Here is a 24,211-nt window from a genome sequence, read left to right on the forward strand (position 1 = left end):
ACAGACGCCACCCGCCGCCGTCAGCGAGGCGGGTGAGACGGGAGGGCATCGGGAGTGACACCCTCCACCCTGGCTGCGTCGGCGAGGGCCGCGGCGGCCGCTTCTTCCGCCTGAGCCTTGTCGTTGGCGGCCTGGGCAACCATGTCGTCCGGGGGCTTGTCTCGGGTGGCCGGCGACTGGGGCAGCACCTCGGTGAAGGCGCGGGACACGCCCTGCAGGGCGGAGGTGATCTCGCTCGGGATCACCCAGAAGTTGTTGCCCGAGCCTTGCGCGAGCTGCGGCAGCGTCTGGAGGTACTGGTAGGCGAGCAGCTTGGGGTCGGGGTCGTTGCGATGTACGGCCTGGAACACCTCGTCGATGGCCCGTGACTGGCCCTCGGCCTGGAGGATCGCAGCGGTACGGTTGCCCTCCGCGCGCAGGACAGCGGCCTGTTTGTCGCCTTCGGCGGTGAGGATCTGCGACTGGCGCTGGCCCTCGGCGCCGAGAATCGCGGCCCTCTTGTCCCGCTCGGCTCGCATCTGCTTCTGCATCGCGTCTTTGATGGACTGAGGAGGGTCGATGGCCTTGATCTCCACCCGGTTGACCCTCAGCCCCCACTTTCCGGTGGCCTCGTCCAGCACGCCACGGAGCTGGCTGTTGATGGTGTCCCGTGAGGTGAGCGTCTTTTCCAGGTCCATGGATCCCACGACGTTGCGCAAGGTCGTGACGGTGAGCTGCTCGACCCCCTGAAGGAAATTCGCGATCTCGTAGAAAGCCGCTCGCGGGTCGGTGACCTGGAAGTACAGCACGGTGTCGATCTCGACAACCAGATTGTCCTCGGTGATAACCGGCTGCGGCTTGAAGGAAACCACCTGTTCGCGCAGATCGATCACTGGATGAACTCGGTCGATGTAAGGGATCACGAGGCTGAGGCCGGGAGTCAGGGTCCGGTGGTAGCGGCCGAGCCGCTCGACATTACGAGCACGTGCCTGGGGCACGATACGGACCGCCCGCACCACGGTGAAAACCGCGATCAGCGCGACGATCAGGCCGGCAATGAGGAACGCCGAGATTTCCATGTTTTCAGTCCCGGGGGTAGACGATCGCGGTGGCGCCGCTGATCTCCATGACGTCGACGGTCTTTCCAGGAGGAATCACCAGCGTCTCGTCGTAGGCGCGGGCCGTCCACTCGTCGCCGTCGATACGGACCCTGCCGCCCAGGCCCGTCACCTCCGAGACGACATACGCAGCCCTGCCGACCAGTGCGTCCACGCCGAACCGCTCCGTTTGAGGCTGGAGGACGTGACGCAGCGCGATGGGGCGCACGAACAGCACGGTGACGGTAGCGACGACGGTGAACACCAAGAACTGCAAGGGCAGCGGCAGGCCGACCGCCGCGGACCCCGCAGTGACCAATGCGGCCGCACTCAGCATTCCGAGCGCAGCGGTAAGGGTGAAGATCTCCGCCGCAGCCAGCACGGCTGCGATGATCAACCAGATCAGCCATGGATCCATTGCGTGCCTCTTCTGACCGGTGCGTGCGCGAAGGGCCCAACTCCCTACCATTGGACCCGATAGGGGATAGCCGCGATACCCCCGGGTAAAGGAAACCCCTCCGAACGATCGGAGGGGTGCCGGCGCAATATCCACCTCGAACAGAGTGTGCGGCCTGTTCGACGCCCCGAATCCGCTCACCACTTTCCCGCCCGGGTCGTGGCGTTTTGGTGACCTGGAGCAGGGGGCGCGTCTGGTGGTGGGTGAAAGCCGAGCGGCTTCGTGCGGCAGATGACCATCAGGCGGGCGACGTAGGGCCGGTGCAGGGCGGGAACCGCTCTGCGATCAGGTGGAGGGGACGACAAGGCCGGTCCTCCACTGCCGGCCTCAGCGGGGCCGAGGGCAGGCCATGTGCCCAGGTGCCGAGGGCGCCGACGAACGGTAGAACGTAAGGGTGAGGGACGAGAGCAGCCCTGATGAGGATGGACGGCCGCTGCGTGTGGCGAGGCCGGGCATCGACTACCAGGCGCTGTTCACGGTCACCCCCAGCCCTTGCATGGTGCTGGGCCCCGACCTGGTGCTCGCCGACGTCAATGCGGCGGCCTGTCGGGTGACGGGCCGTACCCCGGAGGATCTGATCGGGCGGTACCTCTTCGATGCCTTCCCCGACAATCCGGCGGACCCGGACGCTGACGGGGTACGCAACCTGCACGCCTCCCTGCACCGCGTCCTGCGCTCGAAGGAGCCGGACACGATGGCGCCGATGAAGTACGACATTCCTGTGGCCGACCGGCCCGGCGTGTTCGAGGAGCGGTGGTGGTCCGCGATCAACACACCGGTGCTCGGGCCTGACGGGCAGGTGAAGTGGATCATCCACCGGGGGGAGGACGTGACCTCGTTCATCCTCTCCCACCCTCGCCCGCGAGGAGGCGGGGCGCTCAGCGACGTGGAGGCGATGGAGGTCGAACTGTACGCGCGGGCGCGCGAGCTCCATCGACTGAACGAGGAACTGCGCCAAGCCCACGCCCGGGAACGCCAGGTCGCCGTCACCTTGCAGGAGGCCATGCTCCACTCGCCCCATCTGGCCCGGCACCGGGACACCGCGGTGCGCTACTTGCCCGCCGCCGGGTCACTCAACGTGTGCGGCGACTGGTACGAGGTGGTCGACCTGCCCGAGAACAGATTCGCCGTCGCGGTCGGGGACGTCGTCGGCCACGGCCTGGAGGCCGCCGCCGTCATGGGCATGCTCCGCAGCGCGTTGTCCGCCGTCATCCGAGCCGTGGAAGGGCCCGCGAGAGCCCTGGACGTCCTGGGCCTGTATGCCCGCTACGTGGAGGGCGCGCTGGCCACCACCGTCGTCCAGGCCGTCGTCGACACCCGCGCTCGCCGCATCATGTACAGCTGCGCCGGCCACCCACCCCCCGTCCTGCTCCACCCGGACGGCACCTGCGATCTTCTCGACCGGGCCACCGACCCTCCGCTGGGGGCACGCCCCGAACCCGTCCCCCGCCTCCAGGCCGACCTGCCCTACACCCCTGGCGACACCTTCGTGCTCTACACCGACGGCCTCATCGAACGCCGCGGCGAGGACATCGATGCCGGTCTGCGACGCCTCACCGACGCGCTCGCCCGCCATGCCCGCCACAACCCCGAACGTCTCGCCGACGCCTTGCTCGCGCACCTGGGCGTCAGCAGCGGCGCCCGCGACGACATCGCCCTGATCGTCCTCCGCCTGTGACCCGCGCGTGGACCGCTGAACGCCCAGGTGGCGAACCCCGTCGCCGATCAAGCGCACCAGCGGGGGCCTCCTGCGGCCGTTGCGGCGCCGGAGCCGGAGCCGGAGCGGAGCCGGATGCAGGTAACGACTGACGAACGCCTTGCGGCCCGCTGGGTTCCCTCCTGCGCTTGCGCCACGCCGCGCCGCCTTTCCCTACGCGGCATCCGCCACCGTCTCGACAGGGTCGAGCCGCGCGAGCACCACGGCGCCTCCCGCCACCTGCCTGGCTCTGGAGGGGCCTCGGGCCACCCCGCTCTACTTCGGCGGGGTGGCCTTTCGGGCGCCGGGGCGCCGAGGTCAAGCGGCAACCGACAGACCGGCGTACGCCACTGCCACCAGGGCCAGTACGACGGCGGGCAACGCCCGTGCGGGCGGGTCGCCGCGACGCAGATGAACCACGGCCGCCGCCACCATCAGCAGAGCGAGTCCCACCGCAGCGGTCGCGCCGAGGGGACCCCAGACCAGGCCCGCCAGCAGTCCGGCGGCCGCGGTGAACTCCAGCGCGCCGACGACGCGGTAGCGGCCCGGTGACATGCCGACGTGGGCTGCCGCCTGCCGCATGACCGGTAGAGCGGCGATCTTCGCCACTCCCAGTGGCAGGAAGACCAGGGCCAGTACGACAGCGGTGATGACCTGTGCTGTTCTCATGCCTCGGCGCTCCTGCGACTGCCGCAGCCACAGAGCCTGCTCACCGCGGGCGGCGATTCCGAAACCGAAGTCATGGGCGAAGACCTCGGCGCGGTCGAGGTGGGGCTTCTCGAACTCCAGCCAGGCCAGGTCGGCCACCTTGATGAGCGGTTGCGGGAGCGCCCGGAGTGCTCGTCACGCAGGGCGCCCTGCTCGCTGTGGAGGTCCTGGTGAGCTGTTTTGACGTCGTCGTCGACGTGAGTCTGGGACACGGTGCCTCCAAGCAACATTGCCGTAATGATGGAATCATCAACTCTGACGCTACGATCGTCAATAGCCGAGCCCCGGCGGAGGGACGACGCCGAGCCGACAAGACGAAGGCCGGAGCCATCACCCGGCCCCGGCCTGCACACTCACTCCGTCCGCAGACTATCTCCTGAAGCCTGGCGTCGGCGTCGGCGTCGGCGTCGGGGGCGGGGTCGGGGGCGAGGTCGGGGGCGGGGTCGGGGTCGGAGAGGTGGTGTCGATGTCCCGCCAGGTGCCGCCCCCGGTCACCCGCACCGGCGCGACGTAGGGCTCCGCGGTGAGCGTCCCGCCCGGGTCGGCCCAGAAACCGCCGGTCTCCCTACGCTCCGACTCGCCATCGTGTCCCCCCGAGGCGGCGCACTCATGAGGGCTGTCATGGGAACTGGAGCGATGAGTTCGGGCGGCGGATCAGGTCTGCCCTGGCATGACTCGAATCATCGCTGACATCTCGGTCTCCCTCGACGGCTTCGTCACCGGGCCCGACCCCGGCCCGTCCAATGGTCTGGGCACGGTGGCTGCGGTCGATCACCGGCCGGGCGTGCAGGGGGCGGCGGGCCGCCTGCCAAAGCGAAAACCCGACTCAGCCCGGACGCGGAGCGTGCAGCAGAACAGGTCAGTCCGCTGCGGGAAGCACCCTGGTGATCTTGCCCTCGGTGTCGGTCTGCAGATAGCCGCCCCCGTTGTACTTGTCCGACAGGTAGATGGCCATTCCGGCCGGGGTGTCGAAGACGTCGTCGGGCTTTTTCACCACCAGGTAGCGGGACTCCGGATCGTCGACGTTGAGCTTCTTTTCCGCCTCTTTGAGGAGCGCCGGCACCTTGTCCCAGTTGAAGCCGTCGAGACTGACCGGCGATTCGGAGCCGGACAGCGTGCCCGAGATGATGCCTTTCTCGACACCCCCTTCGGCACGGTAGGTGTAGGAGTCGAACTTGCTGGTGCTTCCGTTGACCATCAGCCGGGCCGACACGTACTCCGGGTAGACGGTGAAGTCGCCGAACATGTCCCGGCCGGTCTCCTCCTTGAACGCTGCGATGGCGGTGCGAATGCCGCCCGGCGTCAGCAGGTCGGTGGTCTCCGACTCCTGCGACTCCTGCGACTCCTGCGCGGCTGGGGACGCGGCGGTAGGTGCAGCGGTCGCCTGTGGAGCTGACCGGGAAGGGGAGGCACCCGCATCCGGTTCACCTGAGTCGCCTCCGAAGGGCAGCAGCCACCACAGCAGGGCCACGGTTCCGGCGAGCGAGGTCGCCGAAAGGCTCAGCAGGACAGTCGAGCCGGAGGTGCGTCGGCGTTCGGCCCGGACAGGCGCGGTCACCGGCTGGGGCATGGCCTGTCCCTGGTAGGGGTAAATCGGCGGCGGCCCGAAGCCGGCGAGGGCGCCCGTGTGCGCAGGAACGGCCGTGCCGGCGCCGGCAACCGGCATCGCCGAGGCCGACGGCGGGTTCAGCGGGTAGGAGGTGGGCTCCTCGCGCGAGGCAGCCGGGCCGGCCGGCCCCGACTCGACCTGGGCCAGCATGCGGTCCAGCACAGCGGCGGACGGCCGCGCCGACGGGTCCCGCACGAGCACCCTCGTCAGGGCGTCCTGCAGGGCACCGGCTCGCACCGGCGACGGCACGTCGTCGTAGAGGACCGCGGCGAGGGTGGCCAAGGTGGTGCCCCGGCGCATGGGGTGGTGACCCTCCACGGCCGTGTACAGCATCATCGCCAGCGACCAGAGGTCGGAGGCGGATCCGCCCTCATGCCCCGAGATGCGCTCCGGCGCCATGAAGTCGGGCGTACCGATCATGGACCCGGTGGCCGTGAGGCTGGTCATCTCACGGATCGCGGCGATGCCGAAGTCAGTGAGGACGGGACGCCCGTCGGGCCGCAGCAGAACGTTGGCAGGCTTGACGTCCCGATGCTGGACACCGGTGTCGTGCGCAGCGACGAGCGCGGCCAGCACTCCCCTTCCCATCCGGGCCGCCTCGATGGGCGGCATCGGTCCCTGGGCCAGCCGGTCGGCCAGCGAGCCACCGCTGACCAGTTCCATGACGATCCACGGGTACGTGCCGTCGCCGCCGTCGACCACGTGGTGGATGGTGACGACGTTCGGATGGTCGATCCGCGCCAGGGCCCTGGCCTCGCGCAGCACGCGTTCGCGCAGCATCCGCGCGCCTTCGGGATCGTATTCGGCCAGGTCCCGGTCGGGCGGGCGGACCTCTTTGACCGCCACCAACCGGTGCAGCACCAGGTCCCTGGCCCGCCAGACCGTCCCCATCCCGCCGCCACCGAGGCGGGACTCCAACTCGAAACGGCCGTCGACGACTCGTCTCCCGGCGCCTCTGTCTGCCTCACTCATGGACGGGAGCTTAGTTCCCGCCACCGACACCGATCGCCGCACACGGACGGCCCCACGACGGGCCGACCAAGCGCATCGGTTCCGCGTCGTTCCGCCGATCGTGCGCCGCCTGATCCGGCCATCGCGCGGGGCATGGGATCAGTCCACGATCAGGGTGGTCCTGCCGCACACGCCGAGCACGGTCTGAGCCACAACCCCTGGCAGATACGGTGACGGGATGACCGAGAGCCTGCCTGCCGACGTGGCCGACGTGCTTGCGGCAATTCTGAACAAGGACAACCCGGTTCATACCGCGCTTCGACGGCAGGTTCCGCACCTCAGCGTGCGAGCGCGCTGCACGTGCGGGTGCGGTACGGCCTACTTCGAACTCGACACCAGCGACGTCGAGCCCGCGCCCACCAGTCCTGGCACTGTCGTGGCTGCCGAAGCGCAGCTCGTCACCGAGGCCGGTGAGTGCCCCGGCGAGGTCCTGGCTTTCATGCAGGGCGGCTACCTGTCGTGGCTGGAAGTCTGTTCTTGGAGCGACGACATCGAGGTGACGCTGGCCGCCGCGCGTCATTGGCTGCAGCCACACTCTTGAGAGAGTGATCTGCCCTGACGCAGCGGAGGGCACAGGTTGATCAGTCTTACGCAGCCAGCGTCTCATCCTCTTGGGATGTGCTCACACGGCTCGCGCTGTACTGCTCCAGCAGTGCATCGGCCGCGAGCAGAGCCTCGTCAGCGGTGCGGGCTCCGGTCATCACGCACAGCGTGTACGTGGCGTCATCAAGATCCCGGCTGGTGCGGTCGGTGGGGCGCACGTCATGCTCGCCACGCGCCTGAGCGAACCGGGCCAGCACAGCACGCAGTTCCTTCTCCGCAGGAATGATCACGATACCTCTCCCTCAAAGCCCCTCTCGCAGGGCAGCCGACCGCGCTGCGAGGAACTGACTGCATCCAGGCTCTGACGCCACGGCTCACCACCGAGCACGTCAGGCAGGCCTTCAAGTGCCCCGCGACGGGAGGTATATGCCACCGTCCCGCAGCCCTTCGGCCGGCCTGCGCCCGACGAGGGCTCGGTGCTCAGGAGCTTTTCGTCCAGGTATGAAAACGTGATCGCCATGACGGTGCCCGACTCCCCCGAGTTCCTGCAAATCACCCGGCCACACGAGATCACCCCAGACCTGAGGAGACAGCTGGTCGACTGCTGGACAGCCGTCATCAACGCGGGCGGCGCGGTGATCGCACCCGGAATCCCCCTGCCTCCCGTCAGCGTGCGGGACGTCGGCCCGGCGGCGGAACGGCTCATCTCCGGACTCGATCCGGAGCGCAGCCGACTGCTCGTCGCGACCGTCGACGGAACACTCGCGGGCTGGCTGATCATTCACCGGAACCCTCATCCCCTGATCGCACACTGCGGGGTGGTCAACCACGTCCAGACCCACCCGCACTTCGGCCGACGAGGAATCGGCACCGGCCTCATGGCCCGCATCCGAGAGATCGCCGCAGAGGACATGAAGCTGGAGCAGTTGCAGCTCAGTGCGCGAGGGGGACTCGGGCTCGAGCACTTCTACCGGAGCCTGGGATGGACGGAAGTGGGCCGATGGCCAGGCGCTCTTCGCGTGGCCCCCGGCGACGACCGTGACGACATCCTGATGAACCTCAGTCTCTGAACCGTCCGGTCCGACGGTCCCCCGCGCGCGTCGTGCGGCCACGGGCTCCTCTACATACCTTGTTCGCTCGTAAAGCGAAGGTAAGGCCCATGCACCACAGGGCGTAAACAGACCGAGGAATGGAAAGGGGGTATACGGCAAAACCGCAGGAAGTGTCGGACGTGCCCCGATCGGGGCGCGGCAGCTCACGGGGAGGGGTATTGCGTGTGGGCGGAGGGCCCTTGTATCTGGAACCCCGGCTCGGGCCGCGGCTCCGTTCGCTGCTGGAGTCGGCCGAATTCCTGCACATGCTCACCGACGCGCTCGGCTCGCCAGTCAACCTCGTGGTGCCGGACCAGATAGCCGAGAACCTGGAGCGGTTCCGGTCCGTGTACCGCGAGCACCATCTCTCGGGCCAGGTCTTCTACGCCCACAAGTCCAACCGCTCCAGCGCCCTGTTGCGCCGGCTCGCCGCCACGGACGCCGGAGTGGACGTCGCGTCCCTGGGCGAGCTGCAGCACGCCCTCGGCGCCGGTTTCACACCCGACCGGATCATGGCCACCGGCCCCAAGAACCCCGAATTCCTGTGGCTCGCCGCTCGTACGGGCGTCACCGTGAGCGTCGATGGCGGATCCGAACTGGACCAGCTCGCCGCGCTGGTGCGCGCCCACAAGCTCTCCCCCGTACGGATCCTGCTGCGCCTGTCGGGATTCGAGACGTCCGGCGTCAGGGTCCTGAGCCGGCCGAGCCGCTTCGGCACGCCCGTACGGGAGTTGGACCTCCTGCTGAAAGCGGTCGAACGGCATGCCGGCGCGGTCGAACTGACCGGCGTCGCCTACCACCTGGACACGACCAGCGTCGCGGAGAAGGCGACGGCCCTGGAAGGCTGTCTTCAAGCCCTGGAGGTGTGCCGGAGCCGGGGCCTGCGCCCCCGAGCCGTGGACATCGGCGGCGGATTCGGCGTCAACTACCTTGCCGACGGGGAGCAGTGGGAGCGGTACACCACCGAACTCACCGCCGCGGTGCTGGGCAGACGCCCACCCCTGGCCTGGGGCGGGCACGGCTACGGACTGCGCAACGAGGCCGGTACGGTGCGCGGCAGCCTCGGGCTCTATCCCGGCCACCGGCCGGTGGCCGGGGCACGCTATCTCGACGAACTGCTGTCGCAGCCCGCCGCCTCCCTGCGCGGTCGCCCCCTGGCAGCACTGCTGCTGGAGCACCTCCACGACCTGTACACGGAGCCCGGCCGGGCTCTGCTCGACCAGTGCGGGATCACGGTGACCAAGGTGCTGGAGGTGCGCTCCTCGGACACCGGTGCCGAGCTGCTCGTACGGCTGGCGCTGAAGGCGAACGACGTCGCGCTGGAGGAACACGGCGTGCTCATGGACCCCGTCGTGATCCCCCGGAGCGACACCCGGCCCCGGGTGGACACCGGCGGGGGGCCCGTCGGCGTCCACCTCTTCGGCAGCCTGTGCCTGGAGACGGACATGATCACCCGGCGTACGGTCTTCCTGCCGCGCCGTCCCTCGCCGGGCGACCTGATGGTCTTCGCCAACACCGCCGGCTACGCCATGGACTTCCACGCCACCCGCGCCCAGCTCCAGCCCGTCGCCCGCCAGGCCGCCGTCTGGCAGGACGGCGACGCGTGGCGCTGGTGCCTGGACGACCAGTACTGGCCGATCACGCTCCCGGGAGAACGCCATTGAGGTACGACAGCATCACCGAGGCCATAGGCAACACCCCGCTGGTGCGCATCGCCCCGGACGTGCACGGACTGCGGAACATCGACCTGTACGCCAAGCTCGAACTGCTCAACCCCTTCGGCTCGGTCAAGGACCGGGCCGCCTGGAACATGGCGCGTCCGCACCTGAGTGAGGCGGTCGAGCACGGCAGCCAAGTCGTCGAGTTGTCCAGCGGCAACACGGCGAAGGCGCTGGCGGTCATCGCGGGCATGCACGGGCTTGGCTTCAAGAGCGTCACCAACCGGATGCGCGTTCCGGAGATCAAGGACCTCCTGTTGCTGCTCGGCGCTCAGATCGAGGAACTGCCGGGCCAGAGCGAGTGTCTGGACCCGACCGCGACCGACGATCCGCTGACTCTCTTCCACCGGACGCTGTCCGCCTCCGGCAGCGCGTACCTGCACACCGACCAGTACTTCAACCCGCGCAACACCGAGGCCCACCTCACCGGCACGGGACCGGAGATCGTGAAGGACCTGGACGGCCGTGCTCCGGACTGGTTCGTCGCCTGCGTGGGCACCGCCGGCTCCTCGACGGGTGTGGCCCGCGTCCTGCGGGAGACCGATCCGGCCGTGCGCGTCCTCGGCCTGGTCGCTGCCAAGTCCGACTTCATCCCCGGCATCCGCACCATCGACGAGGTCCAGGAAGTCGGCCTGTTCGATCCGGACACGTACGACACGATGGAGTCGGTGAGCGCCGACGACGCGATCGAGGGGATGCTCGCCCTGAACCGCCGGTGCGGCATCCTGGCCGGACCGACCGGCGGGGCCGCGTACTTCGGCGCCGTACGGCATCTGCGGCAGCTGGACGCGGAGTTGACTGAGCGCCAGGTCGCGGTGTTCATCGTCTGCGACCGCGTGGAGAGCTATCTGAGCTATGTGCGGCAGCGGCGGCCCGACCTGCTGGGCCGGCCGCCCCGGAAGAACTCGCCGGCCGACCTGTCCGACGCGGAGATCCGTACGGCTCCGGCCATCGGCGTCGGCGACGCCCAGGCGTGGATCACCACCGACCGTCCGCTCGTCGTCGACCTGCGCAGCCCCTACGCGTACGCCGCGCTGCACATCGACGGCTCGGTCAACATCGCCGACGAACTGTTCGGGGAACTCGTCCAGGGAGGCCTGCCGTTCAGCCGGCGGCAGCCGGTGCTGCTGGCGTGTCCGGTGGGCGAGCAGTCCGCCCGGTACGCGGCGCTGCTGACCCGGATGGGGCATCCCGACGTCCGCAGCCTGGCCGGCGGCATCATCGCGTGGCGCGACGCGGGCGCGCCCCTGGTACGGGACTGAACCGCCATGACCGCACCCACGACCCGTGACCACGGCCCCACCGACCTCGAGGACCTGCGCTCCTGGCAGCGCGAGGTGCGCGCGCAGTTCCCGATCCTCTCCGGACACCCGGCGCCGGCCTCCCCGGAGCCGGCCTACCTGGACAGCGCGGCAACGGCACAGAAGCCACTGGCCGTCCTGGACGCCGTGCGCACGTACCTCACCACCGTCAACGCCAACGCCGGTCGCGGCACCTACACCTGGGCCAACCGGACCACCGAGCTGGTCGAGCGCACCCGCGACCGGATCAAGGAGTTTTTGGGCGACCCGCACCCGGAGCGCTCCGCGGTCCACTTCACCAGCGGCACGACCGAGGGTCTGCGCACGATCGCGCGCGACTGGCTGGCCACCTTCCTCTCCGACGGCGACGAGATCGTCGTACCGGTCGCCGACCACCAGGCCAACATCCTGCCCTGGCTGGAGACCCAGCAGTTGCTCGCCCGCCAGGGTGTGCACGTCCGCGTCCGGCCCATGCCCTACCAGCCGGGCTCCGGGGACTACGACCACATCGCGCTCGCCGAACCGACCGGCCCTCGGACCCGGTTCGTCGCCGCCACCCACGTCCACCACGTCTACGGCGGCGACATGAACCCGCACCGCATCCGGCGAGCGGTCGGCCCGGACGCCGTCATCTGCCTGGACGCCGCCCAGAGCGTCGGCCACCAGCCGGTGTCCGTGGCCGACCTGGACGTCGACTTCGTCGTCTTCTCCGGGCACAAGGCCTTGGCCCTGCCCGGCACCGGTGCGGTCTGGGCCCGTCAGGCACGCGGGCCGGCCCTCGCCCCCGGCGGCTGGAGCGGCACCCCGAACACCGCCGGCATCGCCTCCCTGGCAGCGGCCCTGGACTGGCTGGACGCCACCGGCATCGACCGCATCGAACGCTGGACGGTCGCCCTGGCGGCCCGGCTCACCGAAGGGCTGCGCCACCTGGACGCCTACGAGGTTCTCGGCTGTCCGCTCAGCCTGGCCGCCGACTCCCCCGTCCAGCGCCGCCAGGGCATCGTCACCTTCCGCCACCGGTCCGTCGACTCGGGCGACCTCGGATTCATCCTCTTCAGCCACGGCTTCATGGTCAGGTCCGACAGCCATTGCCAGGGCAGCGCGGGAGAGAAGACCGACTCCGTGCGCGTAAGCCTGCACGCGTACAACACCCCGGAGGAGATCGACCGGTTGCTGTCCGTTCTCGCCGGACTCCCATGATGCGGACGGTCGATCGGACCGGCCGACCAGGTGGCAGGACCTGAGGGCTGATCATGGCGGCCGCCGCGCGGCTGGGTGGGGTGTCGGGGGCGAGGCGACAGCAGCAGCGGACACCGTCGACCGTGAGTCCGGTACCCGCTCTGGCAGGTACTGCTCCCGGCCTCCTCCCGCCCGTCGTCCCGTACTTGCTGCGCCGGCTCCCGGCATCGCCCCGAGCCTCGCCGCGCTCGGCTTCTTCGGGCTGGGTTCCCAGCCGCCCTCCCCCGAGCGGGCCCTGCCGCACTCCGACGACCCGCCCTACGCCGAGCGCCCCCCATGGGCGGTCCTGGCCCTCTCCGCCGTCCTCGTGCTCGATGCCGCAGCACATGCCCGGCCGGGCGCACCCGGGAGCGGTGCGGGGCTCGTGTACTGCGACGCAACCGCCGTTTCCTCGGCCGGCCGCCTGTACCGTGCTGACGGCCTCGATCCAGAAGGCGAATGGAAACCGTTTCCAATAAGGAGTAGGTTCTGAGCCTACCCGATAGTGAGAGACGGAAGAGGCGACGCGAAGCATGGGCGTAAGCATGGGGACGGCCAGGCTGTGGGTGGAGCGCTGGGAACTACAGCAGCAGCACTACGCCACCGCCCGCGAGGAGCGGTTCACAGTCATCGCCGACGTCGTCGAACACGTCGTCGCCCACCAGGATGGGCCGTTGGTCCTCGACCTCGGTTGCGGCCCGGGGTCGCTGGCCTCCCGGCTCACCGAGAGGCTGCCGGACGCGGAGATCGTCGCCGTGGACATGGACCCGGTACTCCTGGAGCTCGGCCGTGCTCATCACGCGGACGCCGCCCGCTACGTGGACGCCGTGATCGGGGACAGCGGATGGACCGACACCCTCGGCCTGGACCGCCCGCTGGACGCGGTCGTCTCGACAACAGCCCTCCACTACCTCTCCGAACAGACCCTGCTGCGGACCTACCGCCAGTTGGAGAGCCTGCTGCGGCCGGGGGGTGTCCTCGTCAACGGTGACCACTTCGTCCCGGACGACCGGCGTTGCTCGGAGCTCACCGCCCACGTGGGTCGACGACGAGCCGAACGGTCACGCACACACGACCACGAGAACTGGGACGCCTGGTGGAGCGCGGCCGCCCAGGAACCGGAACTGGCCGAGCTGTTCGCCCAACGCGAGAAGCTCCAGGCGGCCCTCGCTCACCACGGGAACGACAACGACCTGACACTGTCCCGCCACGTCGAACTCCTGGGACGAGCGGGCTTCCGCCACATCACCCCGGTCTGGCAGTTCGGCGACAGCCACGTCCTGGTCGCACTCAAGGACTGACCGACCAGCAGGTGGGCGCAGGTCTGCCTGCCTGCCCTGCGGGAACCGTCAGCTCGACCGAGTCCGCCTGCCGCTCCGGCACCACCCGGCACGAGGACGAGACGACTTCGGCAACCCCGACGCGTTCGTAAAACATGTCAAGGAGTCGGCGTCGAGGGGAGCCGTTCACCGTCACCGCGAAGGATCCCGCCGCCCTCAAGGCGCTGGAGAAGTGCAGCGGCCATCCTGGCGACGGGGGACTCACCGGTCAGCGTGGTTTTCTACGGCCTCGACCGACTCCGCGACGGCCAGACACCTGTGGCCGGGACACGGTCGCCGGCTTCCAGGAGAACGACATCACCGGGCACCAGGCGCCGGCCGGGACCGCCCTCAACCGACTGTCGCGGCGCGCGGTGGGATCAGCCTCTTGCGCAGAGCTTCCGGACTGCGGTCGACGCGCCGGTCCGGCCAGTTCGTTGGCTCCCAAGGCGGCGGCCAACCGCTCGGCGTCCGCCGCGGTCAGGCCCGGGGGCCGGGCCACGGCGAGCAGGTCCGCCACCTCGGTGGCTCCGTATTGACTGCCATTGACTGCATCGGCAGAGGTTCCCTCCGGGTCTGCTGAGGCGCGGTCACTTCTTGCCGCGTACGACGGTGACGGGGCAGTGGGCGTGGTGCAGCAGGGCCTGGCTGACGGAGCCGAGCAGCAGGCCGGTGAAGCCACCGCGTCCCCGGGCGCCGACGACGACCAGTTGGGCCCCCCGACTGGCGTCGACCAGCGCCGGGCGGATCCGGGAACGCACCAGCCGCCGCTCCACCGCGACCTGGGGAAAAGCCTTCTGCCAGGCGGTGACCGTTTCGTCCAGCAGGTTCTGTTCGGCCGCACGGTGATGGTCGACGTCCACCACCATGGCGTTCAGGGGATCGCCGGGGCCTTCGTAGGCGCGCTCGCCCCAGGTGTTCCACACGTGCACGGCCGCCAGCGGCGCCTTGCGCAGCGCGGCCTCGGCGAACGCGAACTCCACCGCCGCAGCGCCGGCATCGGAACCGTCCACGGCCAGCACCACCGCACCGGCCGGATCGGGGCGGCCGCGCACCACCATCAGCGGGCAGCGGCCGTGCGCGGCCAGGTGCACTGCAGTCGAGCCCAGCAGCAGCCCGGCGAAGCCAGTCAGGCCCCGGCTGCCGACGACCGCCAGCGACGCCGACCGTGACTCGACCTCCAGCACCTCAAGCGCCTCACCGGCTACCACCGACCGCGTGATCTCGATGCCCGGCGCCACCGCGTGCACCCGTTCCTCAGCCTGGGCCAGCGCCCCCCGCGCCATCGGCTCAAGGCCGTGGTCGGCCGGGTTCCACGGTGGCGCACCAGTCGTCAGGTGGCCGGGCGCGTGGCCGAAGGCGTGCACGATGCGCAGGGGCGTCCCGCGCAGCTGCGCCTCACGGGCCGCGACGACGACCGCCTCAAGGCTGGACGCGGAACCGTCCATACCTACGATCACCGGATCCGTCACGGGGTTCCCTCCTCCCGGAACGCCACCGACGCGCGGCCCTTCGGTTCCCCAGCCTCGGCACAGCCACCCATGGCGCACAGGGGCCATCAGACCGTCCCAAGGGCCACTCGTGCCCTGCCGAGTACCCCCGGGCGGACAGGACACCGCGCGGGTCGGAGACCTGCGGCACAGGGATGACGCTGGGCCGGTCACACGCCTTCCCGGCGATGCGCCCGCCGGTCGCGGCGGGGCACCCGGTGCGGGTGACCTGGCTCGCCTCCGTACGGGCCGACCTGCCGACGCAGGCGCCGGACCGGATCCGCTCCGACCGGGTGCCGCGGCTGACCGAACCGCCCGGGCGCCCGGCGCCACCGGCCGACCGCCCGAGCACAGCCCCGCCTTCGCCCTGCCCCAGCCCGCCACACGCCCGGGGTCGATGCCTTCGCCGACAACGGAACCGCAGAAGTCACCCGCCTGCAGGCATGGCGACTGGCATCCATCTGGAAGTGACCCGTCCCGGGTGTACTGCCCGGCACATCGCTGCCCGGGCCACACACCCGCCACGGCGAGGCTCTTGACGAGGGTGCCGTCCAGCCCCTTCCGGACAGTGACCTGGTCGAGGAACCCGCGGTGCTGGAGGCGGTGACAGAGCTGTCCGATCGCGCGGTCGAAGAGACTGGGCCGGGCCGGGCCGAGCGGGCGGGAGTGGAAGCGGTCGCGGGGTGCCAGGACCGACCTTGCGGCACTGTCACGGAGTGGCGTTTCGGCGTCGGCCGAGATCCTCCAGGAACCGTCGCTGGTCGTCCAGAAACCCGTCCGCGAAGAGTGAGCGGGGGGAGAAGAGCGCGGTGAGGGTGATCTTGACGTCCGACTGCTCGATGGACTGCCTGAGCAGTGAATGACTCGCGTCCGGGTAGCGTCTGACCGTCAATGCGCCGCCTGCGTCCAGCACGTCGCGGTGGACGCGCTCCGTGTCGGCGGTGTCCACGTTGATGTCATGGCCTGCGAGGGTCAGCAGCACGGGTGTGCCGCGCAGGGCGCGCAGGTCTTGCGTGGCGTCCGCGGTGTAGTTCTTGGAGATGAAGCCCCAGCGGTCGGCGGTCATGCCGTCCGGGTCGCCGCGCATGGTCTTGACGTACTCCTCGAAGGTCGCGTGGCGTGCGAGCAGTCGGCGGGTGGTGTCGCTCTTGGCGATCGCGGCCTTGGTGCGCGCTGCCGACGCGCCGTCCGCCCGCAGTTGGGCGAGGAGATGGTGGCGGCCCTGCCGGAGCCAGTTGATCGCGGGTGAGACAGCGATGACGAACCTCACCGGAGTCTTGGCGGCGACCTTCGGCAGGACCCAGCCCGCCTGGCTTGCGCCCCAGAGCCCGATCCGGTCGCCGTCGATGTCCGGGCGGGCGCGCGCCCAGGCGACGGCGGCGGCGGCCTCGTCGGCCCGGTCCTCCATGGACTGGTCGAGCCAGTTGCCGGGTGCGCCTGCGACGCCTGGTTTGTCCCAGGACAGAGCGGCGTATCCGGCCTTGGCGTTTGCTTCCCACAGCGGTTTGTAACCGTCGTCGTGAGTGGCGTCGATGGGACCGTCGCCGTGGAGGTAGACGACCAGGCCGTGGCGCTTACGGCCGTCCTCGGGGATGGCCAGGACGCCGTTGAGGGTGTGGCCTCCGTAACGGATCGTGACTCGCTGCTCGTCCATGTCGTACGAGTGCTGCCACAGCACCACGCCGACGAGACCGGCGGCCACGACCAGGACCATGACGAGCGACCACACGGTTATGCGGAGTCCGCGCTGTCGGGGCTGTCGGGGCTGTCGGGGCTGAGTCTTGGGAGACATGAAGTGACCGCCTCTGCTCGGGTGTACGCAGCGGTGAAACTATCATTGCAGAAACGATCGTCACGAGTACGATAGATTCAGGATTCGATTTCAGCGAACCAGGGGGCACGGCATGCGACTGGACGAGACAGGCCCCGGGGCCGGACGCGTGGTGCTCCGGCGAGGCGTCCCGGCCGGAGCCGAACGGCGGGTGGCCGAGCTGTACTGGCACGCCTTCGGCCGCAAACTCGGACCCGCGCTCAATCCGCCGGGCAAGGCGGTGCCCTTCATCGCCGCCCACCTGAACGCCGATCGCGCGGTCTGCGCGCTCCTCGACGGACAAGTCGTCGGCCTCGCCGGCTACCAACTCGACGGGCGGGCCCTCACCGGGGGGTCAGCCTCCGCCGTGCTGCGGTCGTACGGACGCCTGGGCGGACTGCCCCGACTCCTGCTCCTCGCCCTGTTCGAACGCCGACCGGCCCCCGGACAGCTCGTCATGGACGGCATCGCCGTTGCGCCGAACGTGCGCGGCCGCGGTGTCGGAAGCCTGCTCATCGAGGAAGTGGCCGCCGTCGCGGCGGAGCAGAACTGCCGGCAGATCAGACTGGACGTGATCGACACCAATCCGCGCGCCCGAGCCCTGTACGAGCGGCGCGGCTTCACGGCCGTACGGACCGAGCACACGCCCTACCTCCGCAGGTTGCTGGGATTCGGCGCGGTGACCACCATGCACCGCCCCGTCGAGGCGGATGGGACGAGAGGACTGCGTACACCATGACCGACCGCGTCGAGATCCCCACCCGCATGCTCGTGCACGCGCTGATCCGGGAGGACGGCACGGTCAGCGCGGACGAGCTGTACACCGTCGCCGCGACCCTCGGCATGAGCGACCAGCAGGTACGCCTGTGCATCAAACGCCTCGTGGCCGAGAGCCGGTTCACCCACGAAGGCCGCGGCCGCAGAGCAGTGCTGCTCGCCACGGAAGACACCACACAAGCCCTGGCCCCCAACGCGGACTTCCTGCGGCACGCATTCCGTCAGGACGCCGGACTCGCCCCCTGGGACGGCGTCTGGCACGTGGCCGCCTTCGCCGTACCCGAATCGGCGCGCACGGCCCGGGACGCCCTGCGCGAGACCCTCGTCCACCTCGGCGGCGCCCCGCTCCAAGGCGGACTGTACGTCTGCGCCAACGCCTGGGAACCGTACGTCGAAGACGCCGCGCACCGCCTCGGCGCCCACAGCACGCTCACCCTCCTCAGCACGACGGACCTGCGCAGGGGCGACACCGAAGAGCCTGCCGAACTCGCCCGCCGCCTATGGCCCTTGCAGGAAATCGCCGACCGCTACCACCGCCTCAGCCGCATCGCCCAGCCCCGCCTCGACCGGCTCACCGGTTCTGCCGGACTCACCCCGTCCGAACTGCTCACCGTCGCTGTCGAGTTGGCGGCCGAACTCACCCGTGCCATGGAGCCCGACCCGCTGCTGCCGCAGCAGCTCCTGCCCCAGCCCTGGCCCGGCACCCAGGCACGGGAACTCATCGCCCGATGCTGGGCGGCCCTGCCCGAACCCGACCCGGGCGAAGCCCGGCCGACCCTCTTCCGCCTCTACACCGACATCACCCGACAAACAGCCGAGCGGGCCACGCGCTGAAGACGCCACAGACCACACCCACGCCCGAGCGGCCACGGGATTCGACGTCAACACGGCCTGCTCCACCCAAGTCGCCGCCACTGATTGCGAGTTACAGGGCCGAGGTGTCTACCCCGCAGCCGACACGTGCTGCATCTCAGATCGGAATCATCGACGAGATGTCGGGCCCGGTGCGCATGTTGTTACCGCCGTCGACTGCGATCGCCTCGCCGGTGATCCACCGCGCCTCGGTACCGAGAAGGAAACGTACGAGATTGGCGACATCGGTCATCTCGCCGACCCCCGGCAGCGGAGTGTTCACGACGTAACTCTCGCGGACCGGGTCGTCGGCCGGTACCAGGGACGCCATCTTCTCGCTCATCGTGAACCCAGGCCGTACGGAGTTGAACCGCACGAGCCGGCCTCCGTACTCATCAGCCGCGTTGCGCAACAGCACGTCGACCGCGGCCTTCGCTGCCGTATACGCCCCGAAGTAGCGACTCGTCTGGTGTGCGGCGCCAGAGGAGATTCCCACGAACGACCCGCCCCGACGTTCGATCATCAACGGCACGGTGAATTTCAGCAGATTGAACGTTCCGACCACATTGAGGTTCAGCACCGACGCGATGTCGGCAGCGCTGATCTCGTGCAGCAGGCGCATCTGCCCGCTACCACCTGCGTTGGCCACTGCTCCGGTGATGCCGTTCCCGGCCTCGGCGGCCCTGGCCACGGCCTCACCCATAGCCCGGTCGTCGGTTACGTCGACGGCAATGGCGAGGACGCGGCCCGGGCCGGAGCAGGCGGAGTTCAACTCGGCTGCGGTCGCTTCCAGGACGTCGGCACGACGACCGCAGATCGTGACGGTGGCTCCGTCATTGACCAAGCGCCGGGCGATGGCTCGGCCGATGCCCGAGCCGCCGCCAGTGACGACGATCGAGGAATTCTCAAGTGTGGTCTCCATCGCTGGATGGTACCGACACCGATCCCGACTGTCTCCAATGACATGACGACATCTCGCATAACGATATTCGCTCCGGGCTGGCGGATCCACCCGGCCTCGGCCCCGCCCAACGGCCGGTTCCCCCTTGAACATCAGGACCAGGTGAACGCCCGGCCTGGCCCCGGCGAGTTGGACTGAACTCCCGGCCCGGCTCCACCCGAGTGTTTGAGCCCGGTCGCGAGCACGGCCTTTCCGCCCCGCGGGTTCTCGCCTCGCAGCGGCGCTGCGCCGCCTGCCCGGCTCTACCGCGCGGGGGCACCGCGTCGAGACGGTGAGCGTGATCCCTACCGCGAAGAGAACGCCGCCGACCGAAGCCCCTGTCCGAGCCCGGCACGCGACCACCCACGCCCTGCCGGCCGAAGAGCTCGGCATCCGCGGGGTCGCCGGGAAACATCCCGGTTTGGGCTTCCCCTTTTCAGCGACCGTGAGCACGATCTTGCCTTGGATGTGCCCTCGGGCCGCGCGCTCATGGGCCGCTCGGGCGTCCGCGAGCGAAAACGTGCCCTGGCAACGGGCGAGCTTCCGCCGGCCCCTCGGCACATCGAAGGCCACAAGCTCGGCACGCCCCCGAGCGGTCACCTGCCGGACACGACCCGTTGCGCGGTCGCACTCCTCTGGACCACCTGAAAGCGGCCCGATCGATCAGGAATCGAGAAGCGGGGGGCAGGGATTCGGTTCTAGCCTGCTCGTCATGGACATCACCATTCACACGAGTTTCCTGCCGCACGACGACCCGGACGCGTCGCTCGCTTTCTACCGCGACGTCCTCGGCTTCGAGGTCCGCAGCGACGTCGGGCAGGGCAGGATGCGCTGGATCACGGTCGGTCCGGCCGGTCAGCCCAGCACGTCCCTCCTTCTGGCGCCGCCTGCCGCCGACCCGGGAGTCACCGAGGAAGAACGCCGCACCATCACCGAGATGATGGCCAAAGGCACCTACGGCTGGATTCTGCTGGCCACGCCGGACCTCGACGCCACGTTCGAGAAGGTGCAGGCCGGTGACACCGAGGTCGTCCAGGAGCCGATCGAGCAGCCGTACGGCATCCGTGACTGTGCCTTCCGTGACCCAGCGGGCAACTTGATCCGCATCCAGGAACTTCGCTGAGCCGTGCGGGGATGATGCGGCCCTGCCGGCCGGCCACTGTCCGGCAGTCGCCAGACCGGCTGGTGGCTGGTCATGGCCCCGGCGGGCCGGTTCTGACCACCGAGCGTCCGGGACGCCTGTCTCACAGGTACGTCAGGCGCTGATAGGCGTCGGTGGAATCGGTGGAAGAGGAAAGGGAGGGGAGTGCTTTCATGTGTCAGCCCGAGTGGCGGCGTGCACGCATTGAGGCGCAGCGCCTGGCCGATCTCGCGCTGTTGCGCCGCGTCCGCGACCGGATCGACAGGGAGTATGCGCAGCCGCTGAACGTGGAGGCGCTCGCCCGCGGTGTGAACATGTCCGCCGGGCACCTCAGCCGGCAGTTCCGGGCCGCGTACGGCGAGTCGCCGTACGCGTACCTGATGACGCGTCGCATCGAGCGCGCGACAGCGCTGCTGAGGCGTGGAGACGTCAGCGTCACCGAGGTCTGCTTTGCGGTCGGCTGCGCGTCGCTGGGCACGTTCACCACCCGATTCACCGAGCTGGTCGGCATGCCGCCCGGGGCCTTCCGGCGTCGCGCGGCCGATGCCGCTGCCGACGGTGCCGATGCCACGAGTACGGCCGCTGATGCGGGGCCTGCGGTCACGGTGGAGGGGATGCCGGCGTGTGTGGCGAAGCAGGTGACCAGACCGGTCAGGAATCGAGAAGCCCCGGCCGCCGCGCTGCCTCTAGCGTGATGGCCATGGCAACCACCGCAACCGCCGCGTCCATCACCTCCGTCACCCTCGAGGTGGCTGACCCGGACGCCGCCCGTCACTTCTACACCGCCTTCGGCGTGGACACGCACATACGCCTGCGGGCATCCGAGGCGCACTCCTCCGGATTCCGCGGCTTCACCCTGGCGCTCACGGTGTCCCAGCCGACCACCGTCGACAACTTCCTCGGCGCCGCCGTGGAGGCCGGCGCCGCTGTGCTGAAGCCCGCCGCGAAGTCACTGTGGGGCTACGGCGGGGTCGTCCAGGCGCCGGACGGGACGATCTGGAAGATCGCGACCTCGGCGAAGAAGGACACCGGCCCGCCCACCCGCGAGATCGACGAGATCGTCCTCCTGCTCGGCGTCGAGGACGTGAAGGCCGGCAAGCAGTTCTACGTCGGCCGGGGCCTGACCGTGGCCAAGAGCTTCGGCGGCAAGTACGCCGAGTTCACCTCCGGCGAGTCCAGCCCCGTCAAGCTGGCGCTGTACGAGCGCCGCGGCCTGGCCAAGGACCTCGGCGTCCCCGCCGAAGGCACCGGCTCGCACCGCATCGTCCTGGGCAGCACCGCCGGCCCCTTCACCGACCCGGACGGATTCGCTTGGGAGGCCGTCACGTCGCTCACCCCGAAACCGTCCACGGCGTCTGGACTGGCCTGACGCCCAGCCCTGGACTCCCGTCCCGAACTCCCGCCCCGACCTGCCTCATCCCTGTACGAGAGGAAACTGCGATGCAGCACACGAAGTCGTCCGCCGAGAACTCCGGCACGGCCGCCGCGGAGTACAACGGATTCACCGCCGAAGAGCGGGCCGCGATGAAGGAGCACGCGCACGGGCAGAAGCAGGCGGCGGCACGGCGTGGTTCGAAGGCGGAGAAGGAGGCGGCAGCGGAGCGGGACGTGCTTGCGAAGATCGCCGAGATGCCGGAGGCGGACCGGCTCCTCGCCGAGCAGATCCACGCCATTGTCAGGGCCGCCGCTCCGGACCTCACGCCCAAGCTCTGGTACGGAATGCCCGCCTACGCCAGAGACGGCAAGGTCGTCTGCCACTTCCAGAGCGCGCAGAAGTTCACGTCGCGGTACGCCACGCTCGGTTTCAGCGACCAGGCGGCTCTCGACGACGGCACCATGTGGCCTGTCGCCTACGCCCTCAAAGAGTTGACCGCAGCCGACGAACAGCGCATCAGCGCGCTCGTCAGGAAAGCGGCGGGCTGAGACCAGCAGGGGCGGAACCGGCGGCAGGACCGACCGAGCCGCGGACGAGGGGCCCGACCGCGGACAGCGACCCCACCGACGGGCGGCCTGCACCCCCCGCACGCAGGCCTGTCGGACCAGGAAGCCTCCGCCTGGTTCTCGAATACCAGGCCCACCGCAAAGCGGCCTGGGCGGCATTCCCGATGCCGAGCCCGCATTGAGGAAACTCGCACCCGACTACCGCTAGGCATCGTGTCCACCTGTCCACCTCATCCGAGCATCTTCGTCACCGGCTGCACCTCCCTCGGCTGCCGACTGGCCCACCGCCACGGCGGTCCGGTGACATCTGACTGCGTGTCGGACACGCCAGCGGGCCCCGGGCAGCCATGACGTCCCGAGGCCCCGGCCCCGCTACGTGGAGTCCTGCAGGAGTGGAGCGCGGCCGGCGTCCTTGCGACGTTCACCAGCTGATTCCGGCCGCCACCGGCAGGTGGTCACTGCCCGTGGCCGGCAGCGACCACGAGCTCTCCGGTTTCACACCTCTGACCAGGATCTGGTCGATCCGCACCATGGGGAACCTTGTCGGCCAGCTGAATCCGAAGCCGTCCCCGGCCGCGGCCTGGGTCGAGTGCAGTTGCGAGGTGATGTCGGCGAACGCGCGGTCGTCGAGGGTGCCGTTCAGGTCGCCGAGCAGCACCACCCGCTGGTTCTGCTCGGCGGCGATGGCCTCGCCGAGCGCCTGTGCGCCGCGGTCCCGGTGGTCCGTCGCGAAGCCTCCCCTGGGATTCACCCGGGCGGAACCCAGGTGAGCCACATACACCGCCAGCGGACCCCGGTCCGTGGCCACCGTGGTGCGCAGCGCACGGTTGTAGGTCATCTTGATGTCGGCCGGTTTGGTGTCCGCCAGCGGCCCGTAGTCCGTCTTGATGTCGACCGGCTGCGTGTCCGACAGCGGCGGCTTGCTCCACAGCCCGACCGTGCCCTGCACCGTGTGGTACGGATACGCCTTCGCCAGTTCCTTCTCGTACAGCGGCTTCGCCCGCGGGGTGATCTCCTGCAGGGCCAGCACGTCCGCGCCGGAGGCGGCCAGGTCGCGGGCGGTGTCGGCCGGGTCGGGGTTGTCGGCGGCGACGTTGTGGCTGACCACGGTGAGGTCGCTGCCCGGGTGGGACTTGTCACTGAGCAGCCCCCCGAAGAGGTTCAGCCACACCAGGACCGGCAGGAGCAGCGCGGCCACCGCGGAGGCGGAGCGGCGCCACAGCGCCCCGGCCAGCAGCACCGGGATGAGCAGGCCGAACCACGGCAGGAAGGTCTCCACCAGGCTGCCGAGGTTCCCGATCCGGTTCGGGATCTTCGCGTGCAGCAACATGAACAGGCCCAGCAGCAGCGCCGGCGCCGCGAGCACCAGGCCATGCTTCCACGGCCCCGGCCGGGAGCCGATACGGATCGCCCGGCGGATGCCCTTGCGCCAGGCGCCGGAGCCGGTTCCCCGGCGTCCGGAACCTTCCGGTCCGTTCCGCTCCGCCGTGTCGACCTGCACCATCGTCTGTCC

The 24,211-nt window shown here is 69.8% G+C and carries 22 protein-coding genes and 2 pseudogenes; 14 read left to right on the forward strand and 10 right to left on the reverse strand.

Annotated features, from left to right (window positions below; all coding sequences use genetic code 11):
* Positions 1–20 precede the first annotated feature (20 nt).
* A complete protein-coding gene (locus ACZ5XS_RS35905; RefSeq protein ID WP_468658540.1) occupies positions 21–1,058 on the reverse strand; it encodes an SPFH domain-containing protein in 1,038 nt (345 codons plus the stop codon).
* Positions 1,059–1,062: 4 nt separating this feature from the next.
* The gene (locus tag ACZ5XS_RS35910; RefSeq protein ID WP_468658542.1) at positions 1,063–1,494 is read right to left on the reverse strand and encodes an NfeD family protein; all 432 of its coding nucleotides are present in this window, start codon (positions 1,492–1,494) and stop codon (positions 1,063–1,065) included.
* A 535-nt stretch (positions 1,495–2,029) separates the two neighbouring features.
* Between ACZ5XS_RS35910 and ACZ5XS_RS35915 the strand changes: the two genes are divergently transcribed.
* Positions 2,030–3,211, forward strand: a complete 1,182-nt coding sequence (locus ACZ5XS_RS35915; protein ID WP_468658595.1) for a PP2C family protein-serine/threonine phosphatase — start codon at positions 2,030–2,032, stop codon at positions 3,209–3,211.
* A gap of 336 nt (positions 3,212–3,547) precedes the next feature.
* Here ACZ5XS_RS35915 and ACZ5XS_RS35920 read toward each other — a convergent pair whose 3' ends face one another.
* Positions 3,548–3,898: a DoxX family protein gene (locus ACZ5XS_RS35920; RefSeq protein WP_468658597.1), complete on the reverse strand. Its 351-nt coding sequence runs from the start codon at positions 3,896–3,898 to the stop codon at positions 3,548–3,550.
* A 21-nt stretch (positions 3,899–3,919) separates the two neighbouring features.
* Positions 3,920–4,167, reverse strand: a pseudogene (locus ACZ5XS_RS35925) (VOC family protein); the annotation flags it as partial.
* A gap of 440 nt (positions 4,168–4,607) precedes the next feature.
* On the opposite strand from ACZ5XS_RS35925, the pseudogene ACZ5XS_RS35930 reads away from it, so the two are divergent.
* A pseudogene (locus ACZ5XS_RS35930) lies at positions 4,608–4,694 on the forward strand (dihydrofolate reductase family protein); the annotation flags it as partial.
* Between the two features lie 102 nt (positions 4,695–4,796).
* Here ACZ5XS_RS35930 and ACZ5XS_RS35935 read toward each other — a convergent pair.
* Positions 4,797–6,518 carry a serine/threonine-protein kinase gene (locus tag ACZ5XS_RS35935; RefSeq protein WP_468658544.1) on the reverse strand — a complete coding sequence of 574 codons (1,722 nt, stop codon included), beginning with the start codon at positions 6,516–6,518 and terminating at the stop codon, positions 4,797–4,799.
* 217 nt (positions 6,519–6,735) lie between these two features.
* On the opposite strand from ACZ5XS_RS35935, the gene ACZ5XS_RS35940 reads away from it, so the two are divergent.
* Complete coding sequence (locus ACZ5XS_RS35940) at positions 6,736–7,098, forward strand: hypothetical protein (RefSeq protein ID WP_468658546.1); 363 nt, start codon at positions 6,736–6,738, stop codon at positions 7,096–7,098.
* 46 nt (positions 7,099–7,144) lie between these two features.
* Here ACZ5XS_RS35940 and ACZ5XS_RS35945 read toward each other — a convergent pair whose 3' ends face one another.
* Positions 7,145–7,390, reverse strand: a complete 246-nt coding sequence (locus ACZ5XS_RS35945) for a DUF5133 domain-containing protein (protein WP_468658548.1) — start codon at positions 7,388–7,390, stop codon at positions 7,145–7,147.
* 228 nt (positions 7,391–7,618) lie between these two features.
* Here ACZ5XS_RS35945 and ACZ5XS_RS35950 point away from each other — a divergent pair, with 228 nt between their 5' ends.
* From ACZ5XS_RS35950 to ACZ5XS_RS35970, 5 genes are all read left to right on the forward strand, one after another.
* The gene (locus ACZ5XS_RS35950; protein WP_468658550.1) at positions 7,619–8,170 is read left to right on the forward strand and encodes a GNAT family N-acetyltransferase; all 552 of its coding nucleotides are present in this window, start codon (positions 7,619–7,621) and stop codon (positions 8,168–8,170) included.
* 206 nt (positions 8,171–8,376) lie between these two features.
* Positions 8,377–9,855, forward strand: a complete 1,479-nt coding sequence (locus tag ACZ5XS_RS35955; RefSeq protein WP_468658552.1) for a Y4yA family PLP-dependent enzyme — start codon at positions 8,377–8,379, stop codon at positions 9,853–9,855.
* Positions 9,852–11,171 carry a pyridoxal-phosphate dependent enzyme gene (locus ACZ5XS_RS35960; RefSeq protein WP_468658553.1) on the forward strand — a complete coding sequence of 440 codons (1,320 nt, stop codon included), beginning with the start codon at positions 9,852–9,854 and terminating at the stop codon, positions 11,169–11,171. The genes ACZ5XS_RS35955 and ACZ5XS_RS35960 overlap by 4 nt, the downstream gene beginning before the upstream one ends.
* A 6-nt stretch (positions 11,172–11,177) precedes the next feature.
* Entirely contained in the window at positions 11,178–12,410 is a 1,233-nt protein-coding gene (locus tag ACZ5XS_RS35965) for an aminotransferase class V-fold PLP-dependent enzyme (protein WP_468658554.1), read from the forward strand.
* A gap of 551 nt (positions 12,411–12,961) precedes the next feature.
* Positions 12,962–13,729, forward strand: a complete 768-nt coding sequence (locus tag ACZ5XS_RS35970) for a class I SAM-dependent methyltransferase (RefSeq protein ID WP_468658556.1) — start codon at positions 12,962–12,964, stop codon at positions 13,727–13,729.
* Between the two features lie 608 nt (positions 13,730–14,337).
* On the opposite strand, the gene ACZ5XS_RS35975 is transcribed toward ACZ5XS_RS35970, so the two are convergent.
* Together ACZ5XS_RS35975 and ACZ5XS_RS35980 are read right to left on the reverse strand one after the other, a co-directional pair.
* A complete protein-coding gene (locus ACZ5XS_RS35975; RefSeq protein ID WP_468658558.1) occupies positions 14,338–15,219 on the reverse strand; it encodes a universal stress protein in 882 nt (293 codons plus the stop codon).
* A 727-nt stretch (positions 15,220–15,946) separates the two neighbouring features.
* Positions 15,947–17,029 carry an alpha/beta hydrolase family protein gene (locus ACZ5XS_RS35980; protein ID WP_468658560.1) on the reverse strand — a complete coding sequence of 361 codons (1,083 nt, stop codon included), beginning with the start codon at positions 17,027–17,029 and terminating at the stop codon, positions 15,947–15,949.
* Between the two features lie 112 nt (positions 17,030–17,141).
* On the opposite strand from ACZ5XS_RS35980, the gene ACZ5XS_RS35985 reads away from it, so the two are divergent.
* Positions 17,142–17,786 (forward strand): GNAT family N-acetyltransferase, encoded by a 645-nt coding sequence (locus ACZ5XS_RS35985; protein ID WP_468658562.1) that lies wholly within the window; start codon positions 17,142–17,144, stop codon positions 17,784–17,786.
* Positions 17,783–18,658, forward strand: coding sequence for a PaaX family transcriptional regulator C-terminal domain-containing protein (locus ACZ5XS_RS35990; protein ID WP_468658564.1), 876 nt, complete (start codon positions 17,783–17,785; stop codon positions 18,656–18,658). Before ACZ5XS_RS35985 ends, ACZ5XS_RS35990 begins: the two co-directional genes overlap by 4 nt.
* A 136-nt stretch (positions 18,659–18,794) precedes the next feature.
* Here ACZ5XS_RS35990 and ACZ5XS_RS35995 read toward each other — a convergent pair whose 3' ends face one another.
* Entirely contained in the window at positions 18,795–19,598 is an 804-nt protein-coding gene (locus ACZ5XS_RS35995) for an SDR family NAD(P)-dependent oxidoreductase (RefSeq protein ID WP_468658566.1), read from the reverse strand.
* A 730-nt stretch (positions 19,599–20,328) separates the two neighbouring features.
* On the opposite strand from ACZ5XS_RS35995, the gene ACZ5XS_RS36000 reads away from it, so the two are divergent.
* The 4 genes from ACZ5XS_RS36000 to ACZ5XS_RS36015 all read left to right on the forward strand — a co-directional run bounded on the left by ACZ5XS_RS36000 (position 20,329) and on the right by ACZ5XS_RS36015 (position 22,680).
* Positions 20,329–20,739, forward strand: a complete 411-nt coding sequence (locus ACZ5XS_RS36000; protein WP_217241218.1) for a VOC family protein — start codon at positions 20,329–20,331, stop codon at positions 20,737–20,739.
* A 191-nt stretch (positions 20,740–20,930) separates the two neighbouring features.
* Entirely contained in the window at positions 20,931–21,452 is a 522-nt protein-coding gene (locus ACZ5XS_RS36005) for a helix-turn-helix transcriptional regulator (protein ID WP_468658568.1), read from the forward strand.
* Between the two features lie 5 nt (positions 21,453–21,457).
* Positions 21,458–22,126, forward strand: a complete 669-nt coding sequence (locus tag ACZ5XS_RS36010) for a glyoxalase (protein ID WP_468658570.1) — start codon at positions 21,458–21,460, stop codon at positions 22,124–22,126.
* A gap of 71 nt (positions 22,127–22,197) precedes the next feature.
* Positions 22,198–22,680, forward strand: a complete 483-nt coding sequence (locus ACZ5XS_RS36015; protein ID WP_468658572.1) for an iron chaperone — start codon at positions 22,198–22,200, stop codon at positions 22,678–22,680.
* 439 nt (positions 22,681–23,119) lie between these two features.
* Here the strand turns inward: ACZ5XS_RS36015 and ACZ5XS_RS36020 are convergent, their stop codons facing one another.
* Positions 23,120–24,202: an endonuclease/exonuclease/phosphatase family protein gene (locus ACZ5XS_RS36020; RefSeq protein ID WP_468658599.1), complete on the reverse strand. Its 1,083-nt coding sequence runs from the start codon at positions 24,200–24,202 to the stop codon at positions 23,120–23,122.
* Between the last annotated feature and the right edge of the window lie 9 nt (positions 24,203–24,211).

The organism is Streptomyces sp. NPDC033131, from assembly GCF_055578365.1.